The following is an 18,184-nucleotide window of genomic DNA, read 5'->3' as shown; positions in this document are numbered from 1 at the left end:
GAGGTGGCGAAAACACCTTACACCCGGTGATACGGGTGCCCGGAAAGGATCGTGGTCGCGCGGTAGAGCTGTTCCGCTACGAGAATCCGGACAATCTGATGCGGCCAGGTCATGGCACCGAGCGCCAGAACAAGATCGGCACGCTTCCTTAAATCCGCATCGTGGCCGTCGGGCCCGCCTATCGCCAGGAGCAGCTGGCGTTTACCGTCATCGCGAAACCGGGCGATTGCATTGGCGAAGTCTTCCGATGGCATGGTCTTGCCGCGCTCGTCGAGAAGAACGAGCACGCCACCCTGATCCAGCGCTTCCAGCACCTTGGCGGACTCTTCCTGTTTGCGCAGGTCCGGCTGCTGGGCGCGGCTTTCGGTGATTTCGGTGACGGAGTTGAATTCGAGGCCAAGCGGCGAACCGGTTTTCTTCAACCGGTCGAAATAGCGGTCTGCCAGTTCCCGTTCGGGGCCAGATTTCATCCGGCCCACGGCAAAAACGGTGATACGCATGGCACGTCCAGTCCTTTGTCACTTGGCGCGAAGAATAACTCTCCGGCGCATGACCGGTCCATATCCAGTAAGCCGCCCGAAGCATCCCGCTGGCGTTATGCCGGGATGCCCCGATCCGTCAGAACTTTCTCACACAAGGCTCCGTGTGCCGTAACGGCACACCTTGCTCTAATGTACGGTTTCCCCGTCAAGTTCGGGAGCCTGCCACATCTTTTCGATGTTGTAGAACTCGCGCACTTCAGGCCGGAAAATATGGATGATGATATCGCCCGTGTCGATCAGCACCCAGTCACCGCTGGAAAGACCTTCAACCTTCGCATTGTTTCCGTGACCGCTTTCCTTCAGCGCACGCAGGAGCTGATCAGCCACCGCCGTTACGTGACGATGCGAACGGCCCGATGCGATGACCATATGGTCGCCGATGACAGATTTTCCGCGAAGATCGATGGGGACAATTTTTTCAGCCTTGGAGTCATCGAGACTGGCAAGGACCGTCTGGAGGGCAAGAGAAACGGAAGTTGCACCGTTCATCTCCGCCGTTGAAGGTGCCAAGGCATCCTTCTTCTGAATTGCTGTTCTCAGTGTATTTCCTTTCCAATAAGAACAACGCGCCGCAGCCTTTAATCTTGCTGCACGTTATTAAGATAGGCAGAGTCGCATGACACTTTCAAGACGTCGCGACACGGCCTTTGTTCACGTTTTCATTCCTGCCGTTTTACGGCTCCGTTGCGTATCGCCGTCGACGACAGCGATGAACGCGGCCCGTGGATGAAAGTCCATGCCGGCGCGGGTGCCCGTGCCAGCAGCGGGGCGTCATCCTCATCGAAACGGGCATAGTCAAACGTCTTGGCCATGCGCGACGAGAGAAATGCCAAGGTCGAACCCGGACGGTCGATCACGGCGATGGGAAACGTCATGGCAATCTTCTGCCAGCGCTGCCAGCGGTGAAAATCGGCAAGATTGTCCGCACCCATGATCCAGACAAAATTCACGCCCGGATTGCGCGCCTTGATCAAAGCCAGCGTGTCGGCCGTGTAGCGCACATTATAGGCTGCTTCGAACGCCGTCACCTTGATGCGCGGATCATGCACCTGCTGCTCGCACAATTTCAGCCGTTCCGCCAGAGGGGCCAGATGGCGCGTGTCCTTCAGCGGATTGCCCGGCGTGACAATCCACCAGAGCTGGTCGAGCTGCAGCCGGCGCAGCGAGATTTCCGCCACCAGCGCATGGCCCGCATGGGGCGGATTGAACGATCCGCCAAACAGCCCGACGGTCATGCCCTTTTCAACGAAAGGCATGCGCAGATGCGCATCGCTCACGCCGGGAAAATCGTGACGTAACGCATCGATGGATGTCACGGGCGGGTCTGGCCATTGCCGCGCACGCGGTATTTGAAGGATGTCAATTGCTCCACGCCCACGGGGCCCCGCGCGTGCATCTTGCCCGTCGCGATGCCGATTTCCGCGCCCATGCCGAATTCACCACCGTCGGCGAACTGTGTCGAGGCGTTGTGCAGCAGGATGGCAGAGTCGATTTCGTTGAAGAACCGCTCGACCACATGCATGTCCTCGGCAATCACCGCTTCCGTATGGTGGGACGAATAGTGATTGATATGCGCGATCGCGTCGCCAATACCGTCAACCAGCTTCACGGATATGATGGCATCGAGATATTCCGTCGACCAGTCTTCCTCCGTCGCCGGTTTTGCCGCGGCAAACAGCTGGACCACTGCGGCATCACCGCGAATTTCGCACCCTGCTGCCTGCAGATCCTCAAGCAGCGGCAAAAGACGGACGGGGGCGATCAGCCGGTCGAGCAGCAGCGTCTCGGCCGAACCGCAGACGCCGGTCCGGCGCATCTTGGCATTGACGATAATCCGGCGCGCCATGTCGAGATCGGCAGAGGCGTCGACATAGACGTGGCAGAGGCCTTCGAGATGGGCAAAGACCGGTACGCGCGCTTCCGCCTGCACCCGGGCCACGAGACTCTTGCCGCCACGCGGAATAATGACGTCGAGATTGCCGTCCAGCCCCTTCAGCATTTCGCCGACCGCGGCGCGGTCCGTCACCGGGATGAGCTGGATGGCATCCCTGGGCAAACCCGCCGCTTCGAGCCCTTCGACCAGCGCCGCATGGATGGCGCGGGAGGAATGGGCGGAATCCGATCCACCGCGCAGGATGACGGCATTGCCCGACTTCAGGCAAAGGGCACCCGCATCGGCTGTTACATTCGGGCGGCTTTCGTAAATCACACCAATGACACCGAGCGGCGTGCGCACGCGCTCGATATGCAGGCCGTTGGGACGGTCCCATTCGGCAATGATGTCCCCAACCGGATCCTTGAGGGCGGCAATGGTGCGGATGCTTTCCGAGATCGCGGCGATACGGCCGGCATCCAGTTTCAGCCGGTCGAGCAGCGAGGCGGCCATTCCTGTCTTTTCGCCATCGGCCATATCCTGCCGGTTGGCGTCCAGAATCTCCGGGGCACGGCGATCCACCGCATCCGCCATGGCGATCAGGGCAATCATCTTCTGTTCCGGCGAAGCGATGGACAGCGGCTGGGCAGCGGCACGGGCCTTGCGGCCGATTCCGGCCATCAATTCAGCAACGTCGTCAATCGGTTCGACCCGTCCCAGCATTTCTCACTCCTTCGCAGCACGTTTTGCTGCGCGTACAACCAGATCATCCCGGTGAATCATCGCCGACCGGGCATCGTAACCGAGGATCGCGGCAATCTCATTGGTCTTGCGCCCTGCAATCCTTACGGCATCTGCGGCATCATAGGCAATAAGGCCGCGCGCGGCTTCGCGTCCGTCCGGACCAACAACCGCAACCGTATCGCCGCGGGTGAACTGACCGGCAACGTCACGGACACCGGCAGCCAGAAGCGATTTGCCGGATTTAAGCGCCGTAAGCGCACCCTCGTCGATCACCAGCCGCCCGGCCGGCTCGAGATTGCCCGATATCCACGTCTTCCATGCATTCACCGGATTGAGGCTCGGCTTGAACAGCGTCGACCGCTCGCCCGCATCGATGGCACCCAGCGGATGCATGCGCGTGCCGGAGGCAATGATCATCGCCGTGCCCGCCGCATTGGCAATCTTGCCAGCATCGAGCTTGGTCTTCATGCCGCCGCGCGAATATTCCGACGCGGCCGCGCCAGCCATGGCCTCGATGTCAGGGGTGATGGCGTCGACAACCGGCAGGAACTGCGCATCGGGATTCTGATGCGGCGGCGCGGTATAGAGCCCGTCAATGTCGGAAAGGAGAATCAGAAGGTCTGCCCCCATCATCGTCGCCACACGCGCGGCAAGGCGGTCATTGTCGCCATAACGGATTTCCGTGGTCGCCACGGTGTCATTCTCATTGATGACGGGTACGGCCTTGAGCCGCAGCAGGGTGCCGACCGTGGCGCGGGCATTGAGATAACGGCGGCGCTCTTCCGTGTCGGAAAGGGTAAGCAGGATCTGGCCGGCGCGCAGCTGATGCCCGCCCAGCACCTCGGAATAGGCTTTGGCAAGTTCGATCTGACCCGCCGCAGCCGCAGCCTGGCTTTCCTCCAGCCGCAGCGCGCCCTTCGGCAGTCCAAGCACCGTCCGGCCGAGGGCGATGGCACCCGAGGAGACGATCATCACCTCGACGCCTGCCTGCACCAGCTTTGCCACATCGGCACCGAGGCTTTCCAGCCAGTCGCGCTTCAGTCCTTTGGAGCGGTCCACCAGCAATGCCGAACCGATCTTGACCACGATCCGCCGATAGGCGGAAAGCTTGAGGGTGGCGGGAGAAGCGAGCTCGTTCTGCACGGACATGATGCACTCAATATTTGAAGCGGGTATCGACCTGTGCCGGGGCCTCTGACTGGCGCGATTCGAGAATGATCGCAGACAGGGCCCGCAGCACCTGCTCGACACCCTCGCGGCTGACCGAAGACAGCAGCATCGGCTCGCGGCCCGCAGCCTTTTTCAGCGCAGTCACTTTCTTCTTGCGCGCCGCGGCATCCAGCGTGTCGATCTGGCTCAGCGCCACGATCTCCAGCTTGTCGGCGAGCCCATGACCATAGGCTTCAAGCTCGGTGCGCACGGTCTTGTAGGCCTCGGCCACATTCTCTTCCTGTGCTGAAACCAGATGCAGGAGAACCCGTGTGCGCTCGACATGGCCAAGGAACCGGTCGCCGATACCGACGCCCTCATGCGCGCCTTCGATCAATCCCGGAATATCGGCAATGACGAATTCGCGCGCATCGACGCGGGCAACGCCCAGATTCGGATGCAGGGTAGTGAAGGGATAGTCGGCGATTTTCGGCTTGGCCGCCGTCACGCTGGCGAGAAATGTCGACTTGCCGGCATTCGGCTTGCCGAGAAGACCGGCATCGGCGATCAGTTTCAGCCGCAGCCACAGATTGCGCTCTTCGCCTTCGAGTCCGGGATTCGCGCGGCGCGGCGCCTGGTTGGTCGATGTCTTGAAGTGCAGATTGCCGAAGCCGCCATTGCCGCCCTTGGCAAGACGGTAGCGCTGGCCCACGGCGGTAAAATCGTAGATCAGGGTTTCATTGTCGTCTTCAAAGATCTGCGTTCCCACGGGAACCTTGAGCACCACATCGGCACCCTTGCCGCCCGTCATGTTGCGGCCCATGCCGTGCATGCCGGTCTTGGCCTTGAAATGCTGCTGGTAGCGATAGTCGATCAGCGTGTTGAGACCGTCCACGGCCTCGGCCCAGACGTCACCGCCGCGCCCGCCGTCGCCGCCATCGGGACCGCCGAATTCCAGAAATTTTTCACGGCGGAACGATACCGAGCCGGCACCACCATCGCCGGAGCGGATATAGACTTTCGCCTGATCGAGAAATTTCATGGAAGTTCAGTCCTTTTTGATGTCCCGAGCCATTACAGGAAAATGCGCGGGAAGAAAACTGGCCGTCGCAAGAGATCGCGGCGGCCAATTGTAATTTATGCGTTCCAGCTGCGAAGCCCGATCCATGTCCGGCGATCCAGCATATAGCGTTCGACGGGCACATTGCCTGCAGCGAGTGAGTCCATCATGCCGGTATTGGCATACTGGAACCCGCTCTTGTAGAGCACGCGGCGCGAACCGATGTTGGAGACCCGGCACGACGCATGCAGCTTTTCCACCTGCGTGGCGCGGAACACGAGATCCACCAGCGCATGCGCGGTTTCCGTGGCATAGCCTTTGCCCCAGTAGGGTTCGCCCAGCCAATAGCCGATCTCCAGCTCATCCCGGCGAGGCTCGCTCATCCGCAAGTCCTTGCTGCGGCGGTAATTGATGCCGCAGCAGCCGATGAAGGTGCCGGATTGCGCAAGGGTAATCGCGTAGACGCATTTGCCGATCTCGCCCGCATTGGCGCGGCGCACGAAGTCCACCGCATGATCCTGCGTGTAGGGATGGGGCATGCGGGAAAGCATTTCCGCCACACGGGGATTGTCGGCGAGACGGGCAATTGCGTCAACGTCCTCGGTGTGCGGCGCGCGCAGGACCAGGCGTTCGGTCACGAGGACCGGACAATCTATCAGATCCAGCCTGTCTTCATCGTCTTCCAGTAATTCGGCAACCATTTTGCTATCCTCCAGATGCGAAAAGGGAGATGGGTGAAACCCCATCTCCCCTTTGATCTCTTGGCTTGGATGCCAGTCACCGGGTCCGATGGGGACGCCGGTGCTTCAAGCAGGACCAGCTATTCTGCTGCTTCGGCGATCGGGTTCACGATCGACACGAAACTACGGCCGTTGGCTTTGGTACGGAAAGATACAACACCGGCTTCAAGTGCGAAGAGTGTATGATCCTTGCCAATGCCAACATTGACGCCCGCATGCCATTTGGTGCCGCGTTGACGAACGAGGATGTTGCCGGCAAGCACGCGCTCGCCGCCAAACTTCTTCACGCCAAGACGCTTTGATTCGGAATCACGACCGTTGCGCGACGAACCACCAGCTTTTTTGTGTGCCATGGGATTGCTCCTTTAAACCTGTTCTTACTCGCCCGAAGCGGGCTTTTCGGCCTTGGCAGCAGCCTTCTTCGGCGCAGCTTTGGCTTTCGGGGCGGCTTTCGTCTCGGTTGCTTCCGCAGCGGCAGCTTCCACCTTCGGAGCAGGCTTCTTGTTGACCGGCTTGTCAGCGGCAGTCTTCGAAGGCTTGGCACCACCCGTCAGGATCTCGGCGATCCGGATCGTCGTCAGTTCCTGACGATGACCGCGTGTACGCTTGGAGTTCTGGCGGCGACGCTTCTTGAAAGCGATGACCTTGCGTGCCCGGCCCTGCTCGACGACTTCGGCTGTGACCAGCGCGCCGCCAACGGTCGGAGCACCGATCGTAGCGTCTGCACCGACGCCAACCATCAGAACTTCGGCAAATTCAACGATATCACCGGCATTGCCGGCAACTTTCTCGACCTTCAGAAGGTCATTGGCGGCAACGCGATACTGCTTACCACCGGTCTTGATGACTGCGAACATTTTATGCCCTTTCGGCGTTCGGTTCGGTTTTTTGCCATTTGAAGGGCGCTAACCGTCTTTTTGTCAGTCGTGACATATTAATCGAAAGATGCCTGCAATCCCTAGGGATCCGGGCATCCGGACTCAAAAACAAACGGCGCGGAGAATCCCCCACGCCAGTCGTCGGGCGCTTATAAGGTGAGGATTATGCGAGAGTCAAGAAATTTAACGCAAAATTGCTCTTGTATCCTTGCGCTTTGCCCGCTATCTAGCGCGTCGCACGCTCAAGCCAAGTCCTTCGGGACATCGCGGCACCGGCAGGGAGAACATCCCGGCTTTATCAGGCGTCTGTCCACGACAGGCGCTTTTACGCGGAGAGGTGGCTGAGTGGTTGAAAGCACCGCACTCGAAATGCGGCATGGGGGCAACTCCATCGGGGGTTCAAATCCCTCCCTCTCCGCCATTACTTTCCTGAAGATGCGTCTCCAGACTTAAGCCCGGTCCGCTTCGCCGGACAGTTCAACCGCCTTCACCATCTGCGCCGCATCAAATCCGAGAATGCCCGCAAGCTCGATCAGTTCGACCACATCCACGCGGCGCTGACCGCTTTCGAGCCGGGCGACAAAGGACTGATATTCGCCCAGCGCATCGGCAAGCTGCGTCTGCGTGAAGCCAGCCGCTTCCCGCTTGGCGATCAGCAAAGCGATCAGCGCCTTGTGTTTTTCTGTTCCAAGCGTTTTTCCCATCAGTGTTCCCGTCTTTAACGGGACTTCCAGTAAATCTGAAAATCAGTTATCTTAAATTCAGATAATTCGTCTCATCTGGGGGCAGCTTTGTTTTTTGTATTTTCACTCAAATGGCTAGCCATATTGCTGGCCACATCACCGATATGGGGCGCGTTCATTTGGGAGACATGGGAAGGCGAGATCAGACCTCGACTGATCCCCAAAGCAGAAATCAGAGCACTCGCTGCTGAGCAGATTGCGCGACACGGCCAACGAGCTGGGGAAATAGCATTCAACAGGGAAGCCGAAGCATGGCGGCGCTGTGACTCGTTCACACAAAAAAAGTGGAAGCGCATTCGATTAGCAATTCAACATCAAACCAGCGAGTTTTGAAAGCGGCTTGGGCATAGCGTAGCTTGAACCACTCTGAAGGCGCTCTAGTTCTATGGATTTCTGCAATCCAAACAGTCTTGAATACTTATGTTAGCCCCATATCCAGAATAGAAGGCACCATTTGATACCTGCGATCGCAGTGTGTCGCTCCAAATATTCTAGTCTCCCTTGCATAAAGGGGAAAACAGCTACCTCTCCCCGAGCGGCGTGACGCGCATCGAACCATGGCCGCGCTGTTCGACCGCCGGCTGGCCATAATATTCCACCCTGCCGCTGCCGTTCACCGAAATATCCAGCGTGTTCTTTGCCTGGACCAAGGCGCTGCCGCTTCCCGAAATATCCACCTTCGTGGCATCGGTGGCCAGGTCGCCATTGTTATAGGCGCCCGAGCCGTCCAGATCGAGTTCCTGCGTCTGCGCCTTGCCGCCAAGGCTGATCTGCCCCGATCCGGTGATCGCGGCAGCGACATCGCCGGCCGCTACATTGTCCAGCTTTACGCTGCCCGAGCCGGTCACCCGGGGCAGAATCTGCTCAGCGCTCAGCGCGTCGAATTGGATATCGCCGGAGCCGGACAAATCGATCTTCACCGTGCTGCCTTTGAACGCGCCGGCGCGGATGCTGCCGGAACCGGACAATGTGACCCGGCTGAGGTCCTTGACCGTAATATCATATGCTACCGTTTTCGACGGCACGATTTCGATCCTGCCCCGGGTGCCAAGCACGAGATCGCCGCCGCGAACACCGATATCCAGCAGCGGGAGGATATTGTCGTCCGTGGTGACGACGAGACTCTCGCCGTCGCCCTGCTTCATCTGGATATTGCCGATACCTTCCAGCGTAATCCCATCGAATGTCTCGATATCGATCGTCTTGGCAATGACATGTCCCGAACCGGCGATCTGCTCTTTCTTGAGAATCTCGAAGGAAACCAGAGCAATGAAAAACAAAACAATCAGAAACATGCCAGACATGCGAGCCATTACGAAGCCTCCATAGGCGCGGCAATATACATCGCACGGATTACGGCAACATGTCCGCAACGCGTCAAGACCGTTTGAAATGTGGGGGCTAACCCGTCGCCCGGAACAGCCCGACAATGCCGCCCAGCAGAGACATCGCCGGATAGAACAAAACCGAACTCACACCGGCAGCAAACACAAGCACCAGAACAAACAATACCGGTGACAGGGAGGCAGATTGCGGGGGTTCCGGCTCAGCCATGCATCATCCCCTGGTTTTGCGCGCCTCGAATTCGACCCTGACTTTCTCCGCCAGTTTCAGCAGCGTATCCTTGCACGACTTGCGGTCCATATCCGTTGGCTGCCTCGGTGACGCGATCAGGCCTTTCAGCCAGCCGCGAACGGTCCGGTCAGCCTCCTCAGGTGAGCGGCCAAGCGCCTTGAGGATCGTCTCGCTGCTTTCAATGGCGGAGTAGTGCGGCTCGCGGCCAAGCGCATTCTGGCATTGATAGGATGTGGTCACCAGTTGTTTGACATCCGCCACAAGCGCGGCTTCGCCGCTCCTGCCGCCGGATGGCGTCGTGCAGCCCGCAAGTGCCGCAATCAAAAGTCCCGTTCCGATCACATTGAACCGCATCATATCCCCCATACAGGGTTGCAACGCTATCCATCGAATGCCGGTGTGTCGAGCACTACCTTGAACGCCTATGCGGCGGCGATCCCGGATTCAGCGCCGCCCGTTATACTCCGGAACCTTGCTGTCTCCACCGAACAGAACGTCCCGCGGATTGCTGTCAAAGTTCGAAATCGCCCGTTCGATAGACTCGACCGAGCGCCGGCTGTCGGAAATGAACTTTTGCGCGTTGCGCAGTTTTTCACCGGTATGGGTTCCCAGTGTTTTCAGGATTGGCGCCAGCCGGGCCTGCAGGCTGTCAGCCGTATCGCGATAGGATTGCAGCTGTTCGCGGATATTGGCGACCGTGCTGCCCTTGTCTTCGGAGAGTTCCTTGTCCAGTTTCGTCAGCGCATCGTCGACTTTGACAGACGCCTGGTTGATCCGCGACATGGTTTCACGCGCATCCTGTATCACTGCCTGCACATCCTGCGCCCGCTGTCCGTAACGGTTGATCATATCCGTGCTGTCGGCAAGCTGCTGGGTAAACGCCTTGGCTTCGTGCGCCCGATCGAGCGCCGGCCCTTTCATCTCGTCCAGATAGTTTTCGGTGGCATCCATGGCACGATCCACGCGCTGCAGCACATCCTGCACCGTCTGGACAAGGGTTTTCAGGGATGACGGGTCGATATCGATACGCGCGACCGTATCTTCCTTTTCCGCTTCTTCAAGGAGCTTCGGCTCATAGCTCTTGCCGCCCTTCAGCTCGATATAGGCTTGCCCGGTCAACAGGACGAAAGCCAGCTGCGCCTGGGTCGACCGCGTGATTGGCGTGGTTGCATCGATCTGCGTCTGGGCGATCACCACATCGGGATTGCTGGCATCGACGAAAAGCCGGGTCACGTCGCCGACCTTCAGACCGTTGAACAGAACCTGGCTTTTCACGGCCAGTCCCGTAACAGAGCCCGGAATGCGGATCTCAAGCATTGCCGTGGGCCGCGTATCGCCCAAACGCTCGATCCAGTAGACGAAACCAAGGGCCAGCGCGCTCACCAGCAGGGTGAAAATACTGACCACAAGATAATTGGCCTTGGTTTCCATTTACAATTCCATTCATTCAGGCCGACAGATTTGCAACCTTATCGTGCAATATCCCTAACCCTGCGCGTCAAAGAACGCCACCACGTTCTTATGGTTCCGTCACAGGCGTTACGGCGAGGCCCAATGCCATAACGGCTCACGTTACGTAACGCATGCAATCGTAACGATTGTTATCCACAGTCTGTGTGTTACGTGACCATAATGTTGCCCGTTAGGGCACGCACCCCTATCAAGTTCATGCAAGTGATTCGCGTTCGTTACGGCACAGACATACCCATGGCACTATCCAACGCAGAGAGACAGAAACGGCACCGGGAGCGGCAAAAGCAGAAGCTCGCCGCGACTGCACCGGGCCTGGCAGCTCAATACGAGAACGTCGGCGCGGACCTGCGCGAAAAGCTCTACAGCCTGATCAATGCCGAGAATCGGCGCCGCCGCGCCGCTGGAGCTGCGCCGGAGCCAACCGATTTCAGCCGGGTCATTCTCGATATCGCCCTGGACGAAGACCATTCCGGCCTTGCCGGCAAGGCGCGCATGATCCTGCTTGGCGCCCTGTGCATGGGCGAAAGTTCGGAAAAGGAAATCCGCGAGGCGCGCCTGGAGAAGGATGCGGCGCTGGCGCAGGAAGCGGCCGATGACGAGCAGGATGATGAACCGCAGGGACAGATCAGCCCGCTCGAACACTACATCCGCGTCCCGAATTTCGGCTAGGCTATTTTCCGAGCTATCGCGGCAAAGAACCGGATCAGGCGTCAAACCGGTCGGAAACGAACTGCCAGTTAACCAGCTTGTCGAGAACCGCTGCCACATGCTCGGCACGGCGGTTTTCATAGTCGAGATAATAGGCGTGCTCCCAGACGTCGATGCCAAGCACGGCCTTCCCGCCTTCAGCCAACGGATCGCCAGCGTCTTTCATGCCCGCCACGGCAAGCTTGTCGCCATCCCTGACCAGCCAGACCCAGCCTGTCCCGAAGACATTGTCTGATTCGGCAACGATCTTCTTCTTCAGGCCATCAAGCCCGCCGAAGCCGCTTTCTGCCGCCGTTGCAAAGGCACCCCTGGCGGGCGCGGACCCGCCCTGGAATTGCTGCCAGTACAGGTTATGGTTCCAGGCCTGCGCCGCATTGTTGAAGACTGGCGCATTGCCTTCCTTCTTCGCCCGCACTACCACCTCTTCGAGCGAAAGATCGGCATAGGGCGTCTTTTCCACCAGGGTGTTCAGCTTCTTGAAATAGCCCGCATGGTGCTTGCCATAATGCAGGCCGACCGTGCGCGCGGAGATGACGGGCGCCAGGGCGTCTTCAGCATAGGGCAGTTCCGGCTGCTTGAAAGGGGCGGCCGCATGCGCCTGGATGTTTGGAGCAAAGAGCGTTGTGGCTGCCACGGCGCCCGAGAGGACGAGCATATCGCGTCTGTTGAGATCCATCTTCTTCTCCTGAGGATTGTTGCCGGCAAAATGACAGGGGTGTTCGAGTGCAACGTGTCTTGTCTCGCGTCCTTCCCAATGCGAAAAACGGCACCGGCCAGAGGGAGTTCCCGGATCATGGCAATTTTCTGATCTTTGCGATCACGCTTTGGTGCAGTTGCACGTCAGCGGATCGCGTCAAAATCGGCCGGGCAGATAAGGATTTGAATTCTGGCGGGGGCTGCCCTAAGACTTGGAGGCAGGGAGTCCCTGTTTCACACCGAAGAAACGCCATGCTGGAAATCAGCGCCGCGCAGACGGTCAGCCACAATCAAAGGTAGGAATTTTCATGAGCGATATTGCCGAAACCGCACCCATTGCCGTTGCACCCGACGTTAAAACCCGACTGAAATCCATCATCGGCGGTTCCGCGGGTAATCTTGTCGAATGGTATGATTGGTATGTCTATGCCGCTTTCACGCTTTATTTCGCCCCCGTCTTTTTCCCTTCCGGCAACCAGACCGCCGAGCTTCTGAGCGCCGCAGCGGTCTTCGCCGTCGGCTTCCTGATGCGTCCGATCGGTGCCTGGGTCATGGGCATCTATGCCGACCGCAAGGGCCGCAAGGCTGGCCTCACCCTGTCCGTGACGCTGATGTGCCTGGGCTCGCTGCTGATTGCCATCACGCCGGGTTACGAATCGATCGGTCTTCTGGCTCCGACCCTTCTGGTCCTGGCACGCCTGCTGCAGGGCCTGAGCGTCGGCGGCGAATATGGCGCCAGCGCAACCTATCTCAGCGAAATGGCCGGCAAGAACCGCCGCGGTTTCTATTCAAGCTTCCAGTACGTGACGCTGATTTCCGGACAGCTCGTTGCCCTTGTGGTCCTGCTTATCCTGCAGCGTATCCTGACACCGGAACAGCTTGGAGCGTGGGGCTGGCGCATTCCTTTCGCCATTGGCGGCTTCCTGGCCATCGCGGTTTTCTACATTCGCCGCGGCCTTGCCGAAACCCAGTCCTTTCACAATGCCAAGAACGATGACAAGCCGAAATCCAGCGGCTTTGCCCTGTTCCGGCACTATCCGAAAGAAGCCTTCACCGTTCTGGCGCTGACATCGGGCGGTACGCTCGCCTTCTATGCCTACACCACGTACCTGCAGAAATTCCTCGTCAACACGTCAGGGTTCAGCAAGGAATCCTCCACCGAGATCACCGCGCTTGCCCTGCTGATCTTCATGCTGTGCCAGCCGATTGCCGGGGCTCTTTCTGACAAGATCGGCCGCAAGCCGCTGATGGTCGGCTTCGGCATTCTCGGCGTTCTCTTCACCTATCCGATCTTTTCGACTTTGGCGGTCACAACCAACCCCTATACCGCTTTTGCCCTGTCGCTGGTCGGTCTGTTGATCGTGACGGGCTATACATCCATCAACGCCGTGGTGAAGGCTGAGCTTTTCCCCGCGCATATCCGGGCGCTTGGCGTTGCGCTGCCCTATGCGCTTGCCAACACGCTCTTCGGCGGCACAGCTGAATGGGTGGCGTTGAAATTCAAGGAGAAGGGTCACGAAACCTGGTTCTTCTGGTATGTCACCATCATGATCGGCCTGTCCCTGATTGTCTATATCAAGATGCGCGACAGCCGCGACCACAGCCTGATCCACGAGGATTGATCAGACAGGCGGGGAAGCAGACTATCCCGCGACCCCGCCTTATCTCCCGTTTTCCATTCCGCCGTCACTCTGGAACCGCCATGACCACATCCGCAAAGACCACCTCCATCGATTCCGCAAAGCTCGACCGTCTGGCCGAAGTTGCCGTCAAAATCGGCCTGCAACTGCAAGCGGGGCAGGACCTCTTGATCACCGCGCCGCTGGCCGCGCTGCCGCTGGTGCGCCGCATCACCGAGCACGCCTACAAGGCGGGCGCCGGTCTAGTCACCTCCTTCTATGCGGACGAAGAAGCGACGCTGATGCGCTATCGCCACGCGCCCGCGGAGAGTTTCGACCACGCCGCCACATGGCTCTTCGAAGGAATGGCCAAGGCCTTTTCAGCGAACACAGCGCGGCTTGCCGTAGCCGGTGACAATCCAATGCTGCTTTCGGCGGAAGACCCGGAAAAGGTCGCCCGCGCCAACCGGGCAACCTCCAAGGCCTATCAGCCGGCGCTGGAGAAAATTGCCGGTTTCGACGTCAATTGGAACATCGTTTCGTATCCGAATCCATCCTGGGCAAAGCAGGTTTTCCCGGATCTTTCCGAGGACGCAGCGGTTGCCAAATTGGCCGACGCCATCTTTGCCGCGTCGCGCGTTGACATTGATGATCCCGTCACCGCATGGCGGGAGCACAATGCCGTGCTTGCCAAACGCCGCGAATGGCTGAATGGCCTCAACTTCGCCTCCCTGCACTTCAAGGGCCCGGGCACCGATCTGGTTGTCGGTCTTGCCGACGAGCACCGGTGGCAGGGCGGCGCCTCGACCGCCAAGAATGGCATCACCTGCAACCCGAACATCCCGACGGAAGAGGTTTTTACCACGCCGCATGCCCTGCGTGTGGATGGACATGTCTCCAGTACAAAGCCTCTGTCCCATCAGGGCACGCTGATCGAGGATATCTCGGTGCGTTTTGAAGGCGGCAGGATCGTCGAGGCCAAGGCTTCGCGCGGCGAAGAGGTGTTCAACAAGGTGCTGAACACCGATGACGGGGCGCGGCGTCTGGGCGAAGTGGCGCTGGTGCCGCATTCCTCGCCGATCTCTGCTTCCGGCCTTCTGTTCTTCAACACCCTGTTTGATGAAAATGCCGCGAGCCATATCGCGCTCGGCCAGTGCTATTCCAAGTGCTTCGTCAACGGCGACACGCTTTCACCCGAAGAGGTTGCAGCACGCGGCGGCAACAAGAGCCTCATTCACATCGACTGGATGATCGGATCGGGCGAGATCGATGTGGATGGCGTCAATGCGGACGGCAGCACAGTCCCCGTCATGCGCCGGGGAGAATGGGCCTGAAAAACACCTGAAACGCATGCGTTGATGGTTACAAAATGAGCCAGTAGAACGCCTCCCGGGGTCAACCATGCCATTGGGAGGAAAATTCATGGCTCAGGACGGATTCGGAAAACGCGCGCGGCTGCTTTTTGCCAGCGCGGTGGGCACCATCATCGAATGGTATGACTTCTTTGTCTTCGCCACCTGCGCGGTGCTGGTTTTCGACAAGGCGTTTTTTCCGACCGCCGACCCGGCAATCGGCATTCTGCTCGGCCTGAGCACCTTTGCCATTGGTTTTGTTGCCCGCCCGCTCGGCGGCATCATTTTCGGCGTGCTGGGCGACCGCATCGGCCGCAAGAATGCACTTGTGGTCAGCCTTGCCATGATGGGCGGTTCAACCTTTGCCATGGGTCTGTTGCCGACCTATGCCTCGGTTGGCGTTCTGGCACCCGCCCTGCTGGTGCTGCTGCGCATTTTCCAGGGGATTGCCGTGGGCGGTGAAGCCACCGGAGCGCTGCTCATCGTCGCCGAATCCATGCCGGGCAAGCAGCGCGGCTTCTGGACCAGTTTCCCGATGATCGGCGGCCCCGCCGCAAACGTGCTGGCCGCAGCCACGATCAGCTTCCTGACCCTGCGCTTCGGCGAGCAGGCCTTTGTCGACTGGGCATGGCGCCTGCCGTTCCTGTTCTCGATCGTTCTGGTTGTCCTTGGTTTCTGGATGCGCCGCAAGGTGGAGGAATCCCCTGCCTTCATCGAGCTGGTCGAAAAGCGCAAATCCGTACCGGCCGCCCCCTTGTCGGAAGCCTTCAAGCATTTCAGCAAGCCCATGGGCCAGGTGTTTCTGGTCAAAACAGCCGAAAACACCCTGTTCTATCTGTTCACGACCTTCTTTCTCGTTCTCACCGTCCAGTTCCTTGGATTGGCGCGGTCCGTCGGCGTGGGCGCCCTGTTCTGGGGCTCGATCCTTGAAGTCATCGTCATCATGGCCGCAGCCTATACCTCGGATCGTTTTGGCCGCAAGCCATTGATGCTGCTGGGACTGGTTGGCGGCCTTGCTGCGGGTGCCTATCTCTTCAGCCTGCCGCACGGGGCCGATCCGCGTCTGGTCCTGCAGGCAACCCTGCTCACCCTGACATTCCACGGCATTATCGTCGGCAGCATGGCCCCGTTCTTCACGGAGCTGTTTCCGACCCATGTGCGCTATTCCGCCATGTCGATCAGCTATCAGGTCGCTTCGGTGGTCGGCGGCTCTGTTGCACCGCTGATTGCAACGCTGCTCCTCAACGCAACCGGCACGCCGCATGCGGTCATCATCTACGCGGCGGTCATGGTCATACCGGGCATTGTCTGCGTGCTCCTGTCGAAGGAAACGCGCGGAGCGGATCTGACGGCCATCTGAGCAAAGACCGTCACCGGAGTGCCGGTGGCGGTCGCCTATCTGCTGTTAATGACCGAGGTCCTGGGCCGCCAGACGAGCAGCCTGTTTTCGACCAGCGTCACCAGCCAGTCCACCAGTATGACAAAGCCCATCAGCACGAACATCCCCGCGAAAACGCCGGTGACATCGAACACGCTTTCGGCCTCGTGAATGAGGTAGCCGAGCCCGGCAGCGGACCCCAGATATTCGCCCACCACCGCACCGACCACGGCAAAACCCACGGATGTGTGCAACGACGAGAACATCCATGAGAGGGCCGACGGCATGTAGACATGCCGCAGCAGTTGGCGCTCGTTCATTCCAAGCATGCGGGCGTTGGAAAGAACCGCGGGGCTGACTTCCTTGACGCCCTGATAGACATTGAAGAAGACGATAAAGAACACCAGCGTCACGCCCAGCGCCACCTTGGACCAGATGCCGAGCCCCAGCCACAACGCAAAGATCGGCGCGAGCACGACGCGCGGCAGGGCATTGGCCGCCTTGACATAGGGATCGAACACCGCAGCGAGCAAGGGCTTGCGGGCAAACCAGAACCCGATGATGACCCCGCCGAGCGAACCGATGATGAAGGCAAGCGCCGCCTCGGTCAGCGTGATGCCGAGGTGGTACCAGATCGATCCTTCCATGAACCACTGGATCATGCGCTTGCCGACCGCGAGCGGTTCGGCAAAGAAAAAGCTGATGGTTTTCGGGTTGCCGATAAGGGTTGTCGTCGAGGCGATGTGCCAGAACACCAAGGTGACAACCGCCACAAGCACCTGCAGGCTGATCAGTGTAAGCCTGTTCATGGCCGGACCTCTTCCGTCTGCCGATACCCCTTCAGAACTTCCTCTTTCAAGGCATTCCAGATTTCCCGATGCACCTCGTGGAATTGCGGCTCGGACTTGATGTCGGCCATGTTGCGCGGCCGCGCCAGCGGGATCGTGTAATTGCCGATGATACGGGATGAGGGTCCCGCCGACATGATGATCACCCGATCGGCAAGACCGATCGCCTCATCAAGGTCGTGGGTAACGAACATCACCGCCTTGCGGTCCGCCGACCACAGATCAAGCAGGAGGTCACCCATGATCAGCCGTGTCTGGGCATCGAGCGGTCCGAACGGCTCATCCATGAGCAATATCTTGGGATGACGGATCAGCACCTGCGCCAGCCCCACGCGCTTGCGCTGACCGCCCGACAGCATGTGCGGATAGCGGTCGGCGAAAGATCCCAGACCAACCTTGCCGAGCCAGACCCGTGCCTGCTCCAGGGCGTCGCGGCGCGGCGTGCCCGCCACCTCCAGCCCAATGGCCACGTTGTCGATCGCGGTCTTCCAGGGCATCAGTGAATCCTGCTGGAAAAGATAGCCTGCATGTTTGTTCAAGCCCGACAGCGGCTTGGCAAAGGTGCGGACCTGCCCCTGCGCCGGCTTGAGAAGGCCCGCCGTGGCATTGAGCAGTGTCGATTTTCCGCAGCCGGTGGGACCGACAATCGCCACAAACTCCCGGTCGCTGACCACGAGGTTCGTTTCACCGACAGCCTCGTAGGTGCCGCCCCCCTGCAAGGGAAACGCAATATGGATGCCGTTGAGCTCAACGGCATTGACATCCTGGGCCTCGTTCAGGTCCCGCATGGTCTTCCGTGCAATGAT

The 18,184-nt window shown here is 59.4% G+C and carries 21 protein-coding genes and 1 tRNA gene; 5 read left to right on the top strand and 17 right to left on the bottom strand.

Annotation, left to right across the window (positions count from 1 at the left end):
• Nucleotides 1-17: 17 nt before the first annotated feature.
• The 9 genes from rlmH to rplU form a co-directional block, all read right to left on the bottom strand.
• A complete protein-coding gene (gene rlmH / locus ACZ25R_RS22690) occupies nucleotides 18-500 on the bottom strand; it encodes a 23S rRNA (pseudouridine(1915)-N(3))-methyltransferase RlmH (protein ID WP_223613747.1) in 483 nt (160 codons plus the stop codon).
• Nucleotides 501-668: 168 nt separating this feature from the next.
• Complete coding sequence (rsfS, locus tag ACZ25R_RS22685; protein WP_223613748.1) at nucleotides 669-1,052, bottom strand: ribosome silencing factor; 384 nt, start codon at nucleotides 1,050-1,052, stop codon at nucleotides 669-671.
• Between the two features lie 149 nt (nucleotides 1,053-1,201).
• A complete protein-coding gene (locus tag ACZ25R_RS22680) occupies nucleotides 1,202-1,798 on the bottom strand; it encodes a nicotinate-nucleotide adenylyltransferase (protein WP_223614128.1) in 597 nt (198 codons plus the stop codon).
• A gap of 56 nt (nucleotides 1,799-1,854) precedes the next feature.
• Nucleotides 1,855-3,138, bottom strand: coding sequence for a glutamate-5-semialdehyde dehydrogenase (locus ACZ25R_RS22675; protein WP_472462299.1), 1,284 nt, complete (start codon nucleotides 3,136-3,138; stop codon nucleotides 1,855-1,857).
• A gap of 3 nt (nucleotides 3,139-3,141) precedes the next feature.
• Nucleotides 3,142-4,308, bottom strand: a complete 1,167-nt coding sequence (gene proB, locus ACZ25R_RS22670; protein ID WP_472462298.1) for a glutamate 5-kinase — start codon at nucleotides 4,306-4,308, stop codon at nucleotides 3,142-3,144.
• Between the two features lie 7 nt (nucleotides 4,309-4,315).
• A complete protein-coding gene (obgE, locus tag ACZ25R_RS22665) occupies nucleotides 4,316-5,350 on the bottom strand; it encodes a GTPase ObgE (protein WP_472462297.1) in 1,035 nt (344 codons plus the stop codon).
• 95 nt (nucleotides 5,351-5,445) lie between these two features.
• Complete coding sequence (locus tag ACZ25R_RS22660; protein ID WP_223613752.1) at nucleotides 5,446-6,069, bottom strand: GNAT family N-acetyltransferase; 624 nt, start codon at nucleotides 6,067-6,069, stop codon at nucleotides 5,446-5,448.
• A gap of 119 nt (nucleotides 6,070-6,188) precedes the next feature.
• Nucleotides 6,189-6,461, bottom strand: a complete 273-nt coding sequence (rpmA, locus tag ACZ25R_RS22655) for a 50S ribosomal protein L27 (RefSeq protein ID WP_223613753.1) — start codon at nucleotides 6,459-6,461, stop codon at nucleotides 6,189-6,191.
• A 24-nt stretch (nucleotides 6,462-6,485) separates the two neighbouring features.
• Nucleotides 6,486-6,965, bottom strand: a complete 480-nt coding sequence (gene rplU / locus ACZ25R_RS22650) for a 50S ribosomal protein L21 (protein ID WP_223613754.1) — start codon at nucleotides 6,963-6,965, stop codon at nucleotides 6,486-6,488.
• Between the two features lie 352 nt (nucleotides 6,966-7,317).
• Between rplU and ACZ25R_RS22645 the strand changes: the two genes are divergently transcribed.
• Nucleotides 7,318-7,407: transfer RNA gene (locus tag ACZ25R_RS22645), tRNA-Ser, on the top strand.
• Nucleotides 7,408-7,435: 28 nt separating this feature from the next.
• On the opposite strand, the gene ACZ25R_RS22640 is transcribed toward ACZ25R_RS22645, so the two are convergent.
• The 5 genes from ACZ25R_RS22640 to ACZ25R_RS22620 all read right to left on the bottom strand — a co-directional run bounded on the left by ACZ25R_RS22640 (nucleotide 7,436) and on the right by ACZ25R_RS22620 (nucleotide 10,735).
• Nucleotides 7,436-7,690, bottom strand: a complete 255-nt coding sequence (locus ACZ25R_RS22640) for a helix-turn-helix domain-containing protein (RefSeq protein WP_472462296.1) — start codon at nucleotides 7,688-7,690, stop codon at nucleotides 7,436-7,438.
• A gap of 560 nt (nucleotides 7,691-8,250) precedes the next feature.
• A complete protein-coding gene (locus tag ACZ25R_RS22635) occupies nucleotides 8,251-9,042 on the bottom strand; it encodes a head GIN domain-containing protein (protein WP_472462295.1) in 792 nt (263 codons plus the stop codon).
• Nucleotides 9,043-9,130: 88 nt separating this feature from the next.
• Nucleotides 9,131-9,283 carry a hypothetical protein gene (locus ACZ25R_RS22630; protein ID WP_346307708.1) on the bottom strand — a complete coding sequence of 51 codons (153 nt, stop codon included), beginning with the start codon at nucleotides 9,281-9,283 and terminating at the stop codon, nucleotides 9,131-9,133.
• A 3-nt stretch (nucleotides 9,284-9,286) separates the two neighbouring features.
• A complete protein-coding gene (locus ACZ25R_RS22625) occupies nucleotides 9,287-9,658 on the bottom strand; it encodes a hypothetical protein (protein ID WP_472462294.1) in 372 nt (123 codons plus the stop codon).
• Between the two features lie 90 nt (nucleotides 9,659-9,748).
• Complete coding sequence (locus tag ACZ25R_RS22620) at nucleotides 9,749-10,735, bottom strand: MlaD family protein (protein WP_472462293.1); 987 nt, start codon at nucleotides 10,733-10,735, stop codon at nucleotides 9,749-9,751.
• 276 nt (nucleotides 10,736-11,011) lie between these two features.
• Here ACZ25R_RS22620 and ACZ25R_RS22615 point away from each other — a divergent pair, with 276 nt between their 5' ends.
• Nucleotides 11,012-11,446 (top strand): hypothetical protein, encoded by a 435-nt coding sequence (locus ACZ25R_RS22615; RefSeq protein ID WP_472462292.1) that lies wholly within the window; start codon nucleotides 11,012-11,014, stop codon nucleotides 11,444-11,446.
• A gap of 34 nt (nucleotides 11,447-11,480) precedes the next feature.
• Here the strand turns inward: ACZ25R_RS22615 and ACZ25R_RS22610 are convergent, their stop codons facing one another.
• Nucleotides 11,481-12,161: a superoxide dismutase gene (locus ACZ25R_RS22610; protein ID WP_472462291.1), complete on the bottom strand. Its 681-nt coding sequence runs from the start codon at nucleotides 12,159-12,161 to the stop codon at nucleotides 11,481-11,483.
• A gap of 328 nt (nucleotides 12,162-12,489) precedes the next feature.
• On the opposite strand from ACZ25R_RS22610, the gene ACZ25R_RS22605 reads away from it, so the two are divergent.
• The 3 genes from ACZ25R_RS22605 to ACZ25R_RS22595 all read left to right on the top strand — a co-directional run bounded on the left by ACZ25R_RS22605 (nucleotide 12,490) and on the right by ACZ25R_RS22595 (nucleotide 16,512).
• Entirely contained in the window at nucleotides 12,490-13,803 is a 1,314-nt protein-coding gene (locus ACZ25R_RS22605; protein WP_223613761.1) for an MFS transporter, read from the top strand.
• Between the two features lie 80 nt (nucleotides 13,804-13,883).
• Entirely contained in the window at nucleotides 13,884-15,134 is a 1,251-nt protein-coding gene (locus ACZ25R_RS22600) for an aminopeptidase (protein WP_472462290.1), read from the top strand.
• An 88-nt stretch (nucleotides 15,135-15,222) separates the two neighbouring features.
• Nucleotides 15,223-16,512 (top strand): MFS transporter, encoded by a 1,290-nt coding sequence (locus ACZ25R_RS22595; protein WP_472462289.1) that lies wholly within the window; start codon nucleotides 15,223-15,225, stop codon nucleotides 16,510-16,512.
• A gap of 35 nt (nucleotides 16,513-16,547) precedes the next feature.
• Here the strand turns inward: ACZ25R_RS22595 and ACZ25R_RS22590 are convergent, their stop codons facing one another.
• Nucleotides 16,548-17,339, bottom strand: a complete 792-nt coding sequence (locus ACZ25R_RS22590) for an ABC transporter permease (protein WP_472462288.1) — start codon at nucleotides 17,337-17,339, stop codon at nucleotides 16,548-16,550.
• Complete coding sequence (locus tag ACZ25R_RS22585) at nucleotides 17,336-18,166, bottom strand: ABC transporter ATP-binding protein (RefSeq protein WP_472462541.1); 831 nt, start codon at nucleotides 18,164-18,166, stop codon at nucleotides 17,336-17,338. Before ACZ25R_RS22585 ends, ACZ25R_RS22590 begins: the two co-directional genes overlap by 4 nt.
• Between the last annotated feature and the right edge of the window lie 18 nt (nucleotides 18,167-18,184).

This window comes from Phyllobacterium sp. RCAM01083, from assembly GCF_055685835.1.
Note: the sequence above shows the minus strand (reverse complement) of the source record. Positions and strands in the feature narration are given on the sequence as shown.